Raw genomic sequence first — 16,860 nt, 5'->3', positions numbered from 1 at the left:
TTTGACTTTGACTTTGACTTTGAAGTTGACTTTGAAGTTAAAGCCTCTAAAGCCATTAACTTCGAAGCCGAAGCCAACCTTGAAGCCAAACAGTGCAAATAACCCACCCACAAAACCCAAGCCGCCAGACCCACAGCCACAAGCGCACCTCCAAAACCCAAAAAAACTAAACCACCTTCCTTTCCTTCAACTCCCCAATCCTCCCCTCCGAATACCCCAATTCAGCAAGAATAGCCGCACTATGCGCGCCCAGCGCCGGTATATCCCCCATCACCGGCTCGACGCCGGAGAGATTGGCCGGCGGCAGCAGCGCCCCGATCACGCCGCCCGGACTGTTCACTTCCCGCCACCGCCCGCGCGCGGCAAGCTGCGGATGGTTCCAGACGGCTTCGATGTCGTTCATCGGCGCGTTGGCGATCTGCGCCGCGTCGAGCAGCGCTTCGACCTCGGCCACGGTCATCGCCGCGAAGCGGGTTTCGATCAGCGCGGTGAGTTCGGCGCGGTTTTTCACGCGGCCGGAGTTGGAGGTGAAGCGTTCGTCCTCGAGCAGGCCGGGCTGGTCCAGCACCTTCTCGCAGAAGGCCTGCCATTCGCGCTCGTTCTGCAGGCCGAAGATGACGCTGCCGCCGTCGCCGGTGCGGTGCACGCCGTAGGGCGCGATGGCCGGGTGCGAGGCGCCGAAGCGTGCCGGCGCCTTGCCGCCATAGTGGCCGAAGTACAGCGCGTAGTTCATCCACTCGGTGAGCGCTTCCAGCATGGTCACTTCCACGCGCAGGCCGGTGCCGGTGCGTCCGCGCTGCAGTAGCGCGGACAGGATGCCGGTGTAGGCGTACATGCCGGCGGCGATGTCGGCGATGGAGACGCCGGCGCGCGACGGCTCGTCGGCGCCGCCGGTGATGCCGATCAGGCCGGCGGCGGCCTGGATCAGCAGGTCGTAGGCTTTCTTGTCGCGGTAGGGGCCGGCGTCGCCGTAGCCGGAGATGTCGCAGACGATGAGCTTGCCGTAGCGCGGGTGCAGGGTGTCGAAGTCCAGCCCCATGCGCGCGGCGGCGCCGGGGGCGAGGTTCTGCACCAGCACGTCGGCGTCGGCCAGCAGGCGATGCAGCACGGCCTGCGCTTCGTCGTGCTTGAGGTCGAGCGTGAGGCTTTCCTTGCCGCGGTTGAGCCAGACGAAGTGCGAGGCCTGGCCGTTGACGGTCTCGTCGTAGCCGCGCGCGAAGTCGCCCACGCCGGGGCGCTCCACCTTGATCACGCGCGCGCCGAGGTCGGCGAGCTGGCGCGTGGCGAACGGCGCGGCCACGGCGTGCTCGAGCGAGACCACGCGGATGCCGTCGAGCGGGCGGATGCCCTGGTGCGAAGCGAACATGGGCGCGATCCTCAGAACGAACGCGGCAGCTCGAGCACGTGCTCGGCCACGTAGGACAGGATCAGGTTGGTGGAGATCGGCGCCACCTGGTACAGGCGCGTCTCGCGGAACTTGCGCTCGATGTCGTACTCGGCGGCGAAGCCGAAGCCGCCGTGCGTCTGCAGGCAGACGTTGGCCGCTTCCCACGAAGCGTCGGCGGCCAGCAGCTTGGAGATGTTGGCTTCCTTGCCGCAGGCCTTGCCGGCGTCGAACAGCGCGGCGGCCTTGTAGCGCATCAGGCTGGCGGCCTCCACGTTGACGTAGGCGCGCGCGATCGGGAACTGCACGCCCTGGTTCTGGCCGATCGGGCGGTCGAACACGATGCGGTCGCGCGCGTAGTTGCTGGCGCGCTCGATGAACCAGTAGCCGTCGCCGATGCATTCGGCGGCGATCAGGATGCGCTCGGCGTTGAGGCCGTCGAGGATGTACTTGAGGCCCTTGCCTTCCTCGCCGATCAGGTTCTCGGCCGGCACTTCCAGGTTGTCGAAGAACAGCTCGTTGGTCTCGTGGTTGACCATATTGCGGATCGGGCGCACGGTCAGGCCCTTGCCGATGGCCTCGCGCAGGTCCACCACGAATACCGACAGGCCCTCGGACTTGCGCTTGACCTGGTCCAGCGGCGTGGTGCGCGCCAGCAGCAGCATCAGGTCGGAGTGCTGCACGCGCGAGATCCACACCTTCTGGCCGTTGATGACGTAGCGGTCGCCCTTTTTCTCGGCCGTGGTCTTGAGCTTGGTGGTGTCGGTGCCGGTGGTCGGCTCGGTCACGGCCATCGACTGCATGCGCAGCTCGCCCGAGGCGATGCCGGGCAGCCAGCGCTGCTTCTGCTCGGCCGAGCCGTGGCGCAGCAGGCAGCCCATCACGTACATCTGGCCGTGGCAGGCGCCGGAGTTGCCGCCGGTGCGGTTGATTTCCTCCATGATGACGGAGGCCGCGGTCAGCGGCAGGCCGGAGCCGCCGTATTCCTCGGGGATCAGCGCCGACAGCCAGCCGGCCTTGGTCAATGCCTGCACGAACTCCTCGGGGAAGGCGTTCTGCTCTTCCACGCGCTGCCAGTAGGCGGAGTCGAAGCCCGTGCATAGCGCACGCACGGCTTCGCGGATGTCGGGATACGGCTGGTCGTGCGTCTGCTCTGCGAACATGAAAAATGCCCCGTTATCGGATTTAGCTTGCGGCCATTATTCCCGAGGCCCCTTCCCGCCGTAATTCGGATTTGCGAAAGAGCGGCTTAGCGCCCCCGGAAGCGGCGGCGCGGGGCGCCTTCCCGCGCCGCCGGGGCGGCGCCGGCACCACCTTCGCCGGGGCGTCCGGGGGCCCCGCCTGCCGCGCGCCCGTCGCTTTACCCCCACCCCTCGCCCCCGCTCCTTCCAGCGCGCCTTGCTCACCCTTCGGGAAATCCGTATTGCCGCTGTGGCGCTTTGCCGCCACGCTTGGCGCCACAACCAGAAAGCCGCGCGCCCGGTCCCGGGCCGACGCAGGCAAGGCCGGCCGCATCGCCGCCCCGTACCAGGCCGGCCGGACATATCAACCATAGGAGACACAGGCAATGGCACACAGCAAGGCACAACGGCAGGAATGGCGGACCGGCGGCAATGGCGGGAGCGAGGACAGGGACGAGGGCAAAGGCAAGAGCGGGGGCGGCATGGCGGGACCGGCGCCCCGGCGCGCGATGGCGCTGGCCGCGCTCGGGCTGGCGGCGGCGCTGGCGCTGCCGTGCGCGGCGCGCGCGGCCGACGCCTATCCGTCCAGGCCGATCACGATGGTGGTGCCGTTCGCCGCGGGCGGCCCGACCGACGTGGTGGCGCGCACGCTGGCCGCGGCGATGTCGAAGAACCTCGGCCAGAGCGTGGTGATCGAGAACCGGCTCGGCGCCGGCGGTACCGTTTCCGCCGCCTACGTGGCCAAGGCCGCGCCGGACGGCTACACCATCCTGATCCACCACAACGGCATGGCCACCGCGCCGGCGCTGTACAGCAAGCTGCCGTACAAGCCGCTGACGGACTTCAGCTTCGTCGGCCAGGTGGCGGACGTGCCGATGACCCTGCTGGGCCGCCACGACCTGCCGCCCAGGACCCTGCCGGAGCTGGTGGCCTACATCCGCCAGAACCAGGGCAAGCTCAACCTGGCCAACGCGGGCCTCGGCGCGGTGTCGCAACTGTGCGGCATGCTGTTCCAGAAGGCCATCGGCGTGGACCTGACCGCGATCCCGTACCAGGGCACGGCGCCCGCGCTGACGGCGCTGCTGGGCGGGCAGGTCGACATCCTGTGCGACCAGACCACGCAGACGCTGCCCCATATCAAGGCCGACAAGGTCAAGCTCTACGGCGTGACCACCACCCAGCGCATCAAGGCGCTGCCCAACACGCCCACGCTGTCCGAGGGCGGGCTCAAGGGCTTCGAGGTGAAGGTGTGGCACGGCGTCTACGCCCCGCGCGGCACTCCGCCGGCGGTGATCGACCGGCTCAACGCGGCGATGCGCGCCGGCCTCAAGGACCCGGCCGTGGCCGCCCGCCTGGCCGAGCTGGGCGCGGAGATCGTGCCCGAGGACAAGCAGACCCCGGAGGGCCTGCGCACGTGGCTGCAGTCGGAAATCGAGAAGTGGTCGCCCATCATCAAGGCGGCCGGCGTGCAGGCGGACTGAGCCAGCACGGAGCGGGCTGGCGGCGGCGCGGTGCCGCCGCCAGCGCCGCCGTCACCAGTTCATGCGGAAACCGACCACGCCCTGCACGCCGGCGTGGCTCTTCTCCCCGCCTTCCAGCGGGAACATCCCGTCGACGTTGCCGAACACGCTGGCCTGCCTGCTGATCCTGGCGGTGATGCCCAGGCCAAGCTGGCCCCAGTGACCGCCCGCGCGGGTCTGGATGCGGTCCACGCCGCCGTAGTCCACGGTGCTGTTCGCGCCCGACAGCGTTGACCACAGGTTCGCGCGCACGTATGGCTGCAGCAGCTTGTCGCCTTGCCTGCGGGTGAACTGCAGCCGTGCGCCGAGCCGTCCGAGCACGCTGTTGCTGGTGCCCAGGCCGATGGTCGAGAAGGCGTCCGCCGTGTTGTTGAGCCTGACGCGCTGGTAGATAAGCTGCGCCTGCGGCTCCAGGCTCCAGCCGGGCCGCAGTTGCAGCGGATAGCCGCCTTCGAGCGAGGCCGCCACGCCGTAGCCGTCCACGCCGATCGCGGTGCGGCTGGTGGAGGCGGTGCCGCTGTAGGACGTGAGCTGCAGGACCGCGTCGCCGTACCAGCCGGTCGCGCCGTAGTGGGTCCAGTACGCGCCGGCGCTGGCGCCGTCGACCTTGAGGTGGCCGGTGCGCTGGCGCTCGTAGGCGGTGGCGCCGGCATTGGTGACGGTGCCGTCGACGCCGCCGCTGGCATGCGCGGCGCCGACGTAGAGGCCGGCATGGTCGCGCCGGCCGTCGTCGCGCTGGTGGTGATAGAGATCGGCGCCGACCTGGAAACCGGCGATGGTGGCCGAAGCGGCCGGGTTGCCGAGGCCGCCGTAGCGATCCTTGTAGGCGCTGCCGAACAGGCGGCCCCAGTGGCCGTTGCGGATCTTGCCGGTGGCCGCGACGTCCGTGGCGTCCGTAGTGTTCGCGGCGTCCGCGCGCAGGTTCTCCTGCTCGCCGGCGCGCTCGTGCAGCGTGCCCAGCGTGAGCTGGCCGATGCGCGCCGCGGTCGGCATGGCCGCGCCATAGACCGACAGCTCGGGGCCGACGATGGCCTGCGGCGATGGCTTGACCAGGCCGGGCGGCGTGCTGCCGGATTCGTCGGGGTGCTCGATGCCGCCGTACTCGAAGGTGCTGCGCAGGTACCAGTTCTCCGCCTGCGCGGCCTCGCCCTGCGCGCCGCCGCGGAACAGCCGGTAGTCGTAGGCGCCGGCGCGCACCTCGCGCGCGAGGTGGAAGGCGCCGGCGTCGGTGGTGCCGCCGCGCACCGCCTCGACCAGCAGGATGCCGCCGACGGTCTGCCCGCCCTGGCCGCCCGCGTTGCTGACGAGCACGGCGGTGCTGCCGCTGGCGCGGCCGCCGTCGATCACGAGCTTGTCGGAGGGGGAGCCGTCGCCGCCCAGCGCGGCGTGCATGGCCAGCGTGCCGCTGTTGCCGCCCGACCCGCCGCCCGGCCCGCCGGCATAGCTGCCGGCGGTCAGCGTCTTGAAGCCGCCGGCCGGATCGAAGGCGACGGTGCCGGCGCTGGCAATGCCGGCCACGGTCGAGTCGCCCGTCACGCGCCATGTGCTGCTGCCGTCCACCGTGACCTGCCCCGCGCCGATGGCGGCGCCGGCGAACAATGAGCCTGCGGCGAGGTTCACATTGGCGACGGCCGGCGCCGCGCCGGTGCCGGTGACGCGGATGTCGGCGGCCAGCGCAGAACGTTCCAGGTTCAGGTTCAGCGTGCCGCTGTCCACGCGCACCCCGCCGGCGCCGCTGAGATAGGTATTGTTGCGTGCGTTGACGTCGATGGTGCCGGCCTCGATGGTCTCGACGACGTTGCCGCTGGCATCCTTCCACACGGCGTCGCCGACATGCATCAGCATGGCGCCGCTCACCGTACTGTGGCTCAGGTCGACCGTCGCCGAGCCGCCCACGGTGGCCAGCGCGATGCCATTGGGCGCATCCACCGTGCTGCCGGCCACCTCGATGGTGCCGTGCACGCCCGCCACGGTCGCCAGGCTGACCAGGCCGCCGCCGAGTTCGCTGCGCACCGTGGCGCCGGCCAGCGCCACGCGCGCAGCCTGGACGGCGAAGACGCCGTAGCTGTCTTGTCCCCGCACCAGGATGGCGGTGCCGCTGGCGCGTATCTGGGCGCCGTTGGCGGCATAGAGGCCATGCGCGTCCCGTGCCTCGGTGGTGACGCTGCCGCCGTCCGTGCGGATGAGGCCGCGATAGCCGACGACGCCGGCCGCGCCGGCACCGAACGTGTGCACCGTGGTGTCGGTCAAGGTGGTGTCGGCGAGGCTGGAGGTCTGCCAGAGACCGGAGCCGTTGACGCCCCGCGTGACAATATCGGCCTGCTTCAGGCTGACCGCCGCGTGGCCGCCGACGTGCACGCCGTAGCCGTTGCTCGCATCCTGGGCGACCTCGATGCGCGTGCCCTCGATCTCCAGGCGCGCGGCCTGCGCGGACGGGTCGGGCGCCACCGTGACGCCTTTGGCATTGGCGCCGCCGGCGCTGATCGAGCCGCCCTTGATGGACAGGCTGGCGCCCGCACCGACCGTGGCCGCCGCCGCGCCGCTGCCGTTCTGGCTGATACGCACGTCGTCCAGTGTCACGCTCGACCCGGCGCCCATGCTCTGCACGGTGGTGGCGAGGAGGGAACTGTTGCTGAGGGTGCTGCCGGTGGCGTGGATGGCGCCGCCGCCGGAGGCGGACAAGGCGATGCCGCCGGTGGCGATCGCGCCGCCGCGCACGACGGCCTCGGAGCCGGTGCCGCTGGCGCGGATGCCGTGCGCGGTGAGGCCGGCGGTGGTGACGTCGGTGTCGGTCAGGATGGCCCTGCCGCCGCCCGTGATGTTGATGCCGTGGGCGCCGTATTGCGTGGTGGCGATGCTGGCGTCCGTGAGCGTGGCCAGCGAGCCGGCGCCGTCGACCGACAGGCCGGTCAGCGCGGTGCGAAAGCCGGTGCGCGCCAGCGACAGGCTGGCGCCGCCGGAGACGCTGGCGCCGATGCCGGCGCTGGTCGTCAGTTCGCTGCCGGTCATGCTCGCCCGCGAGCCGGCGCCGAGGACCTCGATGCCGGTGGCGTCGGGGCCGCCGGTTGCGACATTGGCGTGCTCCAGCACCAGGCTGGCGCCGCCCGAGACACGCGCGCCGGGGCTGGCGTGGCCGGTGGTGACGATGCCGCTCTTGCCGGTGTTGGTGCCGGACTGCTCGTACAGGCGCACGGCGTCGCCCGGGCCCAGTTCGAGGCCGGGCGTGTGGTTGGAATTGCCGACGATCCGTGTGTCGGCCAGGTCCGCCGCCGGCGCGCCGCCCACGCACAGCGCCGCGGCGGCGCCCGCCAGCGCGCGGCGCAGCGCGCGGCCGGGCTGCGCCGGCTTGCCCTTCGACGCGGCATGTTCGGGGACCGGCACCCATGTGCCGGCGGCTTGGCTCCAGATGATGCGATAGGCGGTGTTCATGGTCTTTGCTGGTCCCGTGGGTGGCTGACCGGTACCAACGTAAATCAATCGCCTGCGCGCCGATGGGGGGTGAATTCTCAATGAGGCTGGTGAATTTTCTTAAAACTGGTTTAAATATTTTTTAAAAACAAATTTATCTAGTATTGATACGAATTTATTCAAATAAATAAATCGAATCAGATGGACGGGCGGCGGTTCCGGTGGGGAAGGCCGCGCCGGCGGAGTAAGATGCGCACACTCATATCGTCTCCGGAGTCTCCCGTGTTCGAACGCGCCAGGCAGGATTTCGCCGGTCTCGTCACCCGCGCCGGGTTTCATTCGCTGCGGCTGGTCCGCGCCAGCGGCGAGCATTGCATGGTGCGGCGCGGCGTGGCCGAGCCGCCCTCGCTCACGCAGGACGTGGGCGCGATGCTGACGGTGCGGCGCGACGGCGTGGAAGCCTATGCCGCCACCAGCGACATCAGCGCCGCCGGCCTGCAGCGCGCGCTCGATGCCGCCGGCGAGCTGGCCGCCCGCATCGCCGCGCACGGCCTGGTGGACATGCGCGCGCTGCCGCCGCCGCGGGAGCAGTCCCGCTACGCCTCGCCCGGCGCGCAGGACGCCTTTCCCGGCCTGGCCGAGCGTTTCGCGCTGCTGGCCGAGGTCTGCGCCGCCATGCCCGCCGACGCGCGCATCGTCAACCACACCGCGTACCTGGCGCACCAGTACCAGGAGCAGCTCTATCTCAACAGCGCGGGCGCCGAGCAATGGCAGGCGCAGCGCTTCGTCTATCCGGGCCTGAGCATGACCGCGTTCGACGGCAGCGACAGCCAGACGCGCACCTTCGGCGGCTTCGGCAGCGGCCAGCAGGGCGGCTTCGAGGTGGTCGCGCGGCTGGGTTTCGCCGCGGCCGCGCCGCGCGTGGCGGACGAGGCCCTGCAACTGCTGCTCGCGCCCAACGTGCCCGCCGGCATCACCGACCTGCTGCTGATGCCGGACCAGATGATGCTGCAGATCCACGAATCCGTCGGCCATCCGCTGGAGCTGGACCGCATCCTCGGCGACGAGCGCAACTACGCCGGCACCAGCTTCGTCAAGCTGGAAGACTTCGGCCATTACCGGTACGGCTCGCCGCTGCTGAACATCACCTTCGATCCCGGCATTCCGCAGGAGCTCGGCAGCTACGGCCACGACGACGACGGCCAGCCGGCCGGCAAGGCCTTCCTGATCCGCGACGGCATCCTGCAGCGCCCGCTCGGCGGCGCGCTCTCGCAGTTCCGCAGCGGCCTGCCGGGCGTGGCCAACAGCCGCGCCAGCGGCTGGAACCGCGCGCCCATCGACCGCATGGCCAACCTCAACCTGGAGCCGGGCGACCACACGCTGGCGCAACTGGTGGCCGGCATCGAGCGTGGCGTGCTGATGTCCACCAACCGCTCGTGGTCCATCGACGACGCGCGCAACAAGTTCCAGTTCGGCTGCGAGTGGGGCCGCCTGATCGAGGACGGCGAGCTCAGGGGCGTGGTCAAGAATCCCAATTACCGCGGCGTCTCGGCCAACTTCTGGCGCAGCCTCGCGGCGGTCGGCGACGCCGGCACCTTCGAGGTCCACGGCACGCCGTACTGCGGCAAGGGCGAGCCCAACCAGATCGTGCGCGTGGGGCATGCCTCGCCGGCGTGCGTGTTCCGGCAAGTGGAAGTCTTCGGGGGAGCGGTGTGATGGCCGATATGGAATCGTCGTTCGCGGCGCTGGCCGACGACGTGCGCGCCGCGCTGGCGCCGGGCGAGGCGTTCACGCTGTGGTACAGCGCGGAGTCCTCGGAATTCATCCGCTTCAACCGCGCCAGGGTGCGCCAGGCCGGGTGCGTCACGCAGGCCACCGCGCGCCTGCGGCTGATCCGCGACGAGCGCCACGCCACCAGCGAGATCGCCCTGTGCGGCGATGCCGCCACCGACCGCGCGCGCCTGGCCGAAGGGCTGGGCCGGCTGCGCGGCGCGCTCGCCCAGCTGCAGCCCGATCCCTACCTGACGCTGGAGCGCGAGCCCTGGCAGCGCCGCTTCGCCGACGACACCGTGCCGCCGGACACCGGCCACGTGCTGGCCTGCATCGACGAGGCCGCGCGCGGGCTCGACCTGGTCGGCATCCATGCCGCCGGGCCGCTGTACCGCGGCTTCGCCAGCAGCTTCGGCGCCTTCGGCTGGCACGCCGCGCAGGCCTTCCATTTCGACTGGAGCCTGTTCCACGCCAACGGCCAGGCGGTCAAGGCCGACTACGCCGGCAGCCAGTGGGACGACGGCGAGTTCGCCAGCCGCTTCGGCGCGGCGCGCGCGCAGCTCGAACACCTCGGCAAGCCGGCGCGCGCGCTCGCGCCGGGCGAGTACCGCGCCTATCTCGCGCCGGCCGCGCTCGATGACGTGGTGGGCATGCTGGGCTGGGGCGGCTTTTCGGCGCGCTCGCTGGCGCACAAGGAAAGCCCGTTGCAGCGCCTCTACGACGGCAGCGAGAGGCTGAGCGGCCTGATCGACATGGACGAGCGCGCCAGCGGCGCGCTGGCGCCGGCCTTCGGCCCCGAAGGCATTCCGCGCAGCGACGCGGCGCTGGTGCGCGCCGGCCTGCCGGCCGCGCGGCTGGTCTGCCCGCGCAGCGCCCGCGAACACGGTCTCGAGACCAACTGCGCCGACAGCGGCGAGGCGCCGCACGCGCTCGCGCTCGGCGCCGGCACGCTGGCGCAGGCCGACGTGCTGGCCGCGCTCGGCACCGGCCTCTACATCGGCAATCTCTGGTATCTCAACTGGTCCGACGCGCCGGCCGCGCGCATGACCGGCATGACCCGCTTCGCCAGCTTCTGGGTGGAAGACGGCCGCATACAGGCACCGCTCGGCACCATGCGCTTCGACGACAGCCTCTACAGCTTCCTCGGCGAGCACCTGGAGGCGCTCACGCGCGAGCGCCAGTTGCGCGTATCGAGCAGCACCTACGGCGAGCGGCAGACCGATTCGAGCCTGCTGCCCGGCGCGCTGGCGGGACGGCTGAAGCTCACGCTCTAGGCCGGCCGCGCCGGTGCCTCACACCGGCTCCCGCGCCGCATCCTTCAGGTACTGCACCAGCGTCTCCGCGAACTGCGGCAGCTCGCGCCCGGGCCGGCGCACCAGGCGCAGGTCGCGCTTGGCCCATTCGTCTTCCAGCGGAATGAAGCGCAGCACCTTGCGGCTGGCGTAGCGGCGCGCGCAGCTGTTGGGCACGATGGCGATGCCGGCGCCGGCTTCCACCATGCGGCACACCGCGTCGAAGCTGCCGAGCTGGATGCGCAGGCTGATGCGCTTGCCCATGCCGCTGGCGATGCGGTCGAGGAACGACTGGATCGCGCTGAACTGGTTGAGGCCGACGAAGCGGCAGGTGTCGAGCAGGTCGGCGAAATGCAGGCGCGTGAACTGCGGCAGCGGGTGGTTGACCGGCGCGATCACGATCAGCTCGTCGCTGCACAACTGCATCACCTCGAGGTCGTTGGTGGCTACCTCGCCGGCCACGATGCCGAGGTCCGCCGCGCCCGCGCCGATGGAAGACACGATGGCCTGCGAGAGCTGCTCCTCCAGCTCGATGTCCACGTCCGGGTTTTCCGAGAGGAAGCGCGACAGCGCCGTGGCCAGGAAGGAGTTGGTGGCGGTGGTGTTGGCCAGCAGCCGCACGCGGCCCTTGACGCCCTTGGCATAGGGGCGCAGGTCGGCGTGCAGGCATTCGAGCTCGCGGAACACCTCGCGCGCGTGGCTGAGCAGCGCGTCGCCGGCCGGCGTCAGGCGCACGCCCTTGACCTGGCGGATCAGCAACTGGGTCTGGAAGGCCTCTTCGAGCTGCTTGATGCGCGTGCTGGCGGCGGGCAGCGACAGGAAGCTGCGCTCGGCCGCGCGGGTCAGGTTCTCCGTTTCGCCGACGTTGAGGAAGAGGCGCAGGTCGGTCAGGTCGTAATGCATGTGTTTTGCTGGGCCAAAGGCCTCTTTTGTGAATCGTGAATAGCCATGTCTCCGCCGCCAATTTATCGTATTCGGCGTGGCAATAGAACCAAAAAGGCCGGACCGCCCGCATTGCGCGGGCGGTTACCGGATAGTCCGGCGCATCGCCGCCAGGCTCACAGGAGGAAGACACATGACACAACGGCGCAGCAGCGCTCGCATGCTGGCGGCTGTGGCCGCCGCGCTCGGCCTCGCGGCAGGCCCGATGGACGCCGCGCTGGCGGCCTGGCCCGACAAGCCGGTGCGCCTGATCGTGCCCGCGGCGGCGGGCGGCACCACCGACATCGCCTCGCGGCTGGTCGGCAAGCGGCTGGGCGAAGTGCTCGGCCAGCCGGTGGTGGTGGAGAACCGCGCCGGCGGCGCCGGCATCATCGGCGCGCAGGCGCTGCGCCAGGCCGCGCCCGACGGCTACACGCTGATGATGGGCAATATCGGCCCCAATGCCATCAACTACGGCCTGTACAAGCAACTTCCCTACCGCGCCGAGGACTTCGCGCCGATCACGCTGGTGGTGTCGGTGCCCAACGTGCTGGTGGTCAACCCCAAGGTGCCGGCGAAATCGGTGGCCGAGCTGGTGGCGCTGGCCAAGGCGCAGCCGGGCAAGCTGTCGTTCGCTTCGTCGGGCACCGGGCAGTCGGTGCACCTGTCGGGCGAGCTGTTCAAGAAGCGCGCCGGCATCGACATCATCCACGTGCCCTACAAGGGCGCCGCGCCGGCCGTGGCCGACCTGGTGGCCGGGCAGGTGACCATGATGGTGGACAACCTGCCGAGTTCGATGGCGCAGATCCAGGCCGGCAAGCTGCGCCCGCTGGCCGTGACCAGCGCCACGCGCGTGCCCGAGCTGCCGGACGTGCCGACCATGAAGGAAGCCGGCTTCGACGATTTCCAGGTGACGGCGTGGTTCGGGCTGGTGGCGCCGGCGGGCACGCCGCCCGCGCTGGTGTCGCGGCTGCAGAAGGCGGTGGCGGCCATCCTCGCCGAGCCGGAGGTCAAGACGCGGCTGGCCGAGCTCGGCGGCATGCCGGGCGGCGACACGCCCGAGCATTTCGGCAATTTCATCAATGCCGAGCGCGTGCGCTGGGCCAAGGTGGTCAAGGATACCGGCATCCCGCTGCAATGACGGCGCGCGCGCCGCGATCGTCACGCGTCACGACAACAAGCCGCAACGGCACCAAGGAGACAAGGCATGGACACATCGCGCGCATCCCCCCGCAGGACCTGGCTGATGGCGGCGCTGGCGGCCGGCCTGCTGTGCGCCGGCGTGCCGGCGCTGGCCGACACCTGGCCGGCCAAGCCGATCCAGTTGCTGATTCCGTATCCGCCGGGCGGCAGCGCCGACCTGCTGGCGCGCCCGGTGGCGGCCCGGCTGCAGGAGCGGCTGGGCCAGCCGGTGGTGCTCGACTACCGGCCCGGCGCGGGCGGCACCATTGCATCGCAGCAACTCGCGCGCGCCAAGCCGGACGGCTACACGCTGATCGTGGTGCTGGCCGCGCACGCGATCAACGCCAGCCTCTATCCCAGGCTGCCGTATGACACGCGCAAGGATTTCGCGCCGGTCTCGCTGGTGGCCAACCTGCCGCTGATCCTGGCCGGCAGCGCGTCGCTCAAGGCCAGGACGGTGCCCGAGCTGATCGCCCAGGCCAGGGCCGAGCCCGGCAAGCTCACCTTCGGCTCGGCCGGCAACGGCAATACCGGCCACCTCGCCGGCGAGCTGTTCGACAGCCTGGCCGGCGTCAAGATGACGCACGTGCCGTACAAGGGCAGCTCGCAGGTGGTCAACGCCATGCTGGCCGGCGAGGTGCAGCTGACCTTCGACAGCATCTCCACCACCATGCCGCACGTGCGCAGCGGCCGCCTGCACGCGCTGGCCGTGACCAGCGGCAAGCGCGCCGCGCTGGCGCCCGAGGTGCCCACGCTGGCGGAGGCCGGCGTGCCCGGCTTCGACATCAACGGCTGGTACGCGGTGCTGGCGCCGGCCGGCACGCCGCCGGCCATCGTCGAGCGGCTCAGCAAGGACATCGCCGCGGTGCTGACGCAGCCCGAGCTGCGCGCCAATCTCGCCGCCAACGGCTACGAGCCGGTCGGCTCCACGCCGGCCGCGCTGGGCGCGCACATCGACGCCGAGATCGCGCGCTGGAGCAAGGTGGTCAAGGACTCCGGCGCGCGGCTCGAATGAGCCGCGGCGCCGCCGCACCGATTTGAACGAACTAGTGAATACGCAGACAGGAGCAATGACATGAGTGGATTGATGGCAGGCAAGGTGGCGCTGGTGACTGGCGCGGGCGGCGGCATCGGGCGCGGCGTCGCGCTGGAGCTGGCCAAGGCGGGCGCGAAGGTGGTGGTCAACGACATCGGCGTGTCGCTCACCGGCGAGGGCGGCGACGCCGGCCCCGCGCAGCGCGTGGTCGACGAGATCCGCGCCGCCGGTGGCACCGCCGTGGCCAATACCGACAGCGTGTCGAGCTGGCAGGGCGCCAGCGCCATCGTGCAATGCGCGCTGGACAATTTCGGCCGCATCGACGCGGTGGTCAACAACGCCGGCAACCTGCGCGACCGCATGTTCTTCAAGATGAACGAGGAAGAATGGCGCTCGGTGATCGACGTGCACCTCAACGGCACCTTCTTCGTCAGCCGCGCCGCCGCCAACCACTTCAAGGACCAGGAAAGCGGCGCCTACGTGCACATGACCTCCACCTCGGGGCTGATCGGCAACCTGGGCCAGGCCAACTACTCGGCGGCCAAGCTCGGCATCGCCGCGCTGTCGAAGTCGATCGCGCTGGACATGGCGCGCTTCAACGTGCGCTCGAACTGCATCGCGCCGTTCGCGTGGAGCCGCATGACCAGCTCGATCCCGTCGGAGACGCCGGAAGAAAAGGCGCGCGTGGCCAAGCTGCAGAAGATGGAGGCCAACAAGGTGGCGCCGATGGCGACCTTCCTCGCCAGCGACGCCGCGCACGAGGTCAACGCGCAGATCTTCGCCGTGCGCGCCAACGAGATCATGCTGATGAGCCAGCCGCGCCCGGTGCGCTCGGTGCACATGAGCGAAGGCTGGACCCCGGAGATGATCGGCGAGATCGCGATTCCCGCCATGCGCGGCAGCTTCTTCAAGCTCGAGCGCTCGCCCGACGTGATCAACTGGGACCCGATCTGACACCATGCCGCTCGACTATCAACGCATCAAGCACTGGGACTTCCCCGAGGTCGTGCAGACCTACGGCGAGAAGGACTCCATCCTGTACGCGCTCGGCCTCGGCCTGGGCGAACAGCCCGACGACCCGCGCCAGTTGCGCTACGTCTACGAGGCGCGGCTCAAGGCCTTCCCCACGCAGGCCGTGGTGCTGGCTTATCCCGGCTTCTGGATGCAGGACCCGCGCAGCGGCATCGACTGGGTGCGCATCGTGCACGGCGAGCAGCGCCTGCGGCTGCACCGCCCGCTGCCCGCGGCCGGCACCGTGCGCGCACGCGCGCGCATCAGCCACGTGATCGACAAGGGCGCCGACAAGGGCGCGCTGGTGATCATCGAGCGCACGCTGGTCGACGACGCCAGCGGCGCGGAGCTGGCCACCGTCACGCACACCACGTTCTGCCGCGCCGACGGCGGCTTCGGCCAGGGCGACGCCCCGCCCGAGGCGCTGCCGGCCGCGCCGGCGCGCGCGCCGGACGCGGTGCGCAGCCTCGCCATCCTGCCGCAGGCGGCGCTGCTGTACCGCCTCAACGCCGATCCCAACCCGCTGCACGCCGACCCCGAAGTGGCCCGCGCCGCCAGCTTCGACAAGCCCATCCTGCACGGCCTGTGCACCTACGGCGTGGCCGCGCGCGCGCTGGTGGACACCTTTGCCGACGGCGACGGCGACCGCCTGCTCGAACTGAACGTGCGCTTCTCGCGTCCGGTCTTCCCCGGCGAGACGCTGGCAGTGCGCATGTGGCGCGACGGCAGCCACGACGGCGCGCAGCGCGTGCTGTTCGACGCGCGCATCGCGGCGCGCGACGTCACCGTGCTCAGCAACGGCGTGGCGGAGTTCCGCGCATGAGCGCCCCGATCAAAAGCGCGCTCGACGGCGTGCGCGTGCTCGACCTCTCGCGCATCCTGGCCGGCCCGTGGTGCGCGCAGAACCTCGCCGACCTCGGCGCCGAGGTCATCAAGATCGAACGCCCCGGCGTGGGCGACGACACCCGCTCGTGGGGCCCGCCGTGGCTGCCCGGCGGCGACGGCAAGCCCACGCGCGACGCCACCTATTACGCCGGCGCCAACCGCGGCAAGCGCTCGGTCACGCTCGACATCGCCAGCGCCGAAGGGCAGGCCATCGTGCGCGAGCTCGCCGCCAGGTCGCAGATCCTGCTCGAGAACTACAAGGTCGGCGACCTCAAGCGCTACGGCCTCGACTACGACAGCCTCAAGGCCATCAATCCCGCGCTGGTCTACTGCTCCATCACCGGCTACGGCCAGGAAGGCCCGAGCGCGCACAAGCCCGGCTACGACTTCATCTTCCAGGGCATCGGCGGCCTGATGAGCATCACCGGCGAGCGCGACGACCTGCCCGGCGGCGGCCCGCAGAAAGTCGGCGTGGCCGTGGTCGACATGCTCACCGGCATGTACGCCACCGTCGCCGTGCTGGCCGCGCTGCGCCACGCCGAGCGCACCGGCGAAGGCCAGCGCATCGACATGGCCCTGCTCGACGCCGTGGTCGCGGTCGGCGCCACGCCGATCATCGCCCAGCGCGTCACCGGCAAGGTGCCGGGCCGCTTCGGCAACGCCCACGCCAACATGGTGCCGTACCACGTGTTCGCCACCGCCGACGGCTACATGATCGTGGCCGCCGGCAACGACGGCCAATGGCAAGGCTACTGCCGTGGCGTGGCACGCCCGGACCTCGCGCAGGACGAACGCTTCGTCACGGGATCGGGGCGCATCGTCAACCGCGAGGTGCTGGTGCCGCTGCTCGAAGCGCACATGCGCACGCGCACCACCGCGCACTGGGTCGAAGCGCTGGAACGCGAAGGGATTCCGTGCGGGCCCATCAACGATTACGCGCAAGTGCTGGAAGACCCGCAGGTGCGGCACCGTGAGTTGCAGGTCGATCTTGTGCGTAGCGATGGTGGTGTGTGTCCTACGGTGAAGAGTCCGTTGCGGCTGTCGGCTACGCCGGTGCGTTATGACGCGGCGCCGCCGCGGCTGGGGGAGCATACGGATAGCGTGCTGGGGGATGTTTTGGGGATGTCGGTGGAGAGGATTGGGGTGTTGAGGGGGAAGGGGGTGGTTTGAGGGGGAGGGGGGGTCTTGTGCTTCGAAGTCAACGGCTTCAACGGCTTAACGTCAAAGTCAACGGCTGAACGTCAAAGTCAAAGTCAAAGTCAACTTCAAA

12 protein-coding genes are annotated in these 16,860 nt (G+C 70.4%); 8 read left to right on the top strand and 4 right to left on the bottom strand.

Annotated elements, in window-relative coordinates; all coding sequences use genetic code 11:
* Window positions 1-166 precede the first annotated feature (166 nt).
* Entirely contained in the window at window positions 167-1,366 is a 1,200-nt protein-coding gene (locus tag KF708C_RS33670; RefSeq protein ID WP_059416154.1) for a CaiB/BaiF CoA transferase family protein, read from the bottom strand.
* A gap of 11 nt (window positions 1,367-1,377) precedes the next feature.
* Window positions 1,378-2,547, bottom strand: coding sequence for an acyl-CoA dehydrogenase family protein (locus tag KF708C_RS33665; protein WP_020206536.1), 1,170 nt, complete (start codon window positions 2,545-2,547; stop codon window positions 1,378-1,380).
* A 500-nt stretch (window positions 2,548-3,047) separates the two neighbouring features.
* On the opposite strand from KF708C_RS33665, the gene KF708C_RS33660 reads away from it, so the two are divergent.
* Complete coding sequence (locus KF708C_RS33660) at window positions 3,048-4,046, top strand: tripartite tricarboxylate transporter substrate-binding protein (protein WP_029044358.1); 999 nt, start codon at window positions 3,048-3,050, stop codon at window positions 4,044-4,046.
* Window positions 4,047-4,097: 51 nt separating this feature from the next.
* On the opposite strand, the gene KF708C_RS33655 is transcribed toward KF708C_RS33660, so the two are convergent.
* Window positions 4,098-7,514, bottom strand: a complete 3,417-nt coding sequence (locus tag KF708C_RS33655) for an autotransporter outer membrane beta-barrel domain-containing protein (protein WP_059416153.1) — start codon at window positions 7,512-7,514, stop codon at window positions 4,098-4,100.
* A 261-nt stretch (window positions 7,515-7,775) separates the two neighbouring features.
* Between KF708C_RS33655 and KF708C_RS33650 the strand changes: the two genes are divergently transcribed.
* Both KF708C_RS33650 and KF708C_RS33645 read left to right on the top strand, forming a co-directional pair.
* Window positions 7,776-9,209, top strand: coding sequence for a TldD/PmbA family protein (locus KF708C_RS33650; RefSeq protein ID WP_156174058.1), 1,434 nt, complete (start codon window positions 7,776-7,778; stop codon window positions 9,207-9,209).
* Window positions 9,209-10,537 (top strand): metallopeptidase TldD-related protein, encoded by a 1,329-nt coding sequence (locus KF708C_RS33645; RefSeq protein ID WP_020206532.1) that lies wholly within the window; start codon window positions 9,209-9,211, stop codon window positions 10,535-10,537. The genes KF708C_RS33650 and KF708C_RS33645 overlap by 1 nt, the downstream gene beginning before the upstream one ends.
* Window positions 10,538-10,555: 18 nt before the next feature.
* On the opposite strand, the gene KF708C_RS33640 is transcribed toward KF708C_RS33645, so the two are convergent.
* Window positions 10,556-11,458, bottom strand: coding sequence for a LysR family transcriptional regulator (locus tag KF708C_RS33640; protein ID WP_020206531.1), 903 nt, complete (start codon window positions 11,456-11,458; stop codon window positions 10,556-10,558).
* A 199-nt stretch (window positions 11,459-11,657) separates the two neighbouring features.
* On the opposite strand from KF708C_RS33640, the gene KF708C_RS33635 reads away from it, so the two are divergent.
* The 5 genes from KF708C_RS33635 (at window position 11,658) to KF708C_RS33615 (ending at window position 16,760) form a co-directional block, all read left to right on the top strand.
* The gene (locus KF708C_RS33635; RefSeq protein ID WP_231586662.1) at window positions 11,658-12,617 is read left to right on the top strand and encodes a Bug family tripartite tricarboxylate transporter substrate binding protein; all 960 of its coding nucleotides are present in this window, start codon (window positions 11,658-11,660) and stop codon (window positions 12,615-12,617) included.
* 66 nt (window positions 12,618-12,683) lie between these two features.
* Window positions 12,684-13,673, top strand: a complete 990-nt coding sequence (locus tag KF708C_RS33630; RefSeq protein WP_020206529.1) for a tripartite tricarboxylate transporter substrate binding protein — start codon at window positions 12,684-12,686, stop codon at window positions 13,671-13,673.
* 60 nt (window positions 13,674-13,733) lie between these two features.
* Entirely contained in the window at window positions 13,734-14,648 is a 915-nt protein-coding gene (locus KF708C_RS33625; RefSeq protein ID WP_029044356.1) for an SDR family NAD(P)-dependent oxidoreductase, read from the top strand.
* Window positions 14,649-14,652: 4 nt separating this feature from the next.
* Window positions 14,653-15,528: a MaoC/PaaZ C-terminal domain-containing protein gene (locus tag KF708C_RS33620; RefSeq protein ID WP_059416147.1), complete on the top strand. Its 876-nt coding sequence runs from the start codon at window positions 14,653-14,655 to the stop codon at window positions 15,526-15,528.
* A complete protein-coding gene (locus KF708C_RS33615; RefSeq protein ID WP_059416145.1) occupies window positions 15,525-16,760 on the top strand; it encodes a CaiB/BaiF CoA transferase family protein in 1,236 nt (411 codons plus the stop codon). Before KF708C_RS33620 ends, KF708C_RS33615 begins: the two co-directional genes overlap by 4 nt.
* Window positions 16,761-16,860 lie beyond the last annotated feature (100 nt).

The sequence above is a fragment of the Cupriavidus basilensis genome, assembly GCF_000876015.1.
Classification (GTDB): domain Bacteria; phylum Pseudomonadota; class Gammaproteobacteria; order Burkholderiales; family Burkholderiaceae; genus Cupriavidus; species Cupriavidus basilensis_B.
This window is presented reverse-complemented; position numbering and strand designations above follow the sequence as displayed.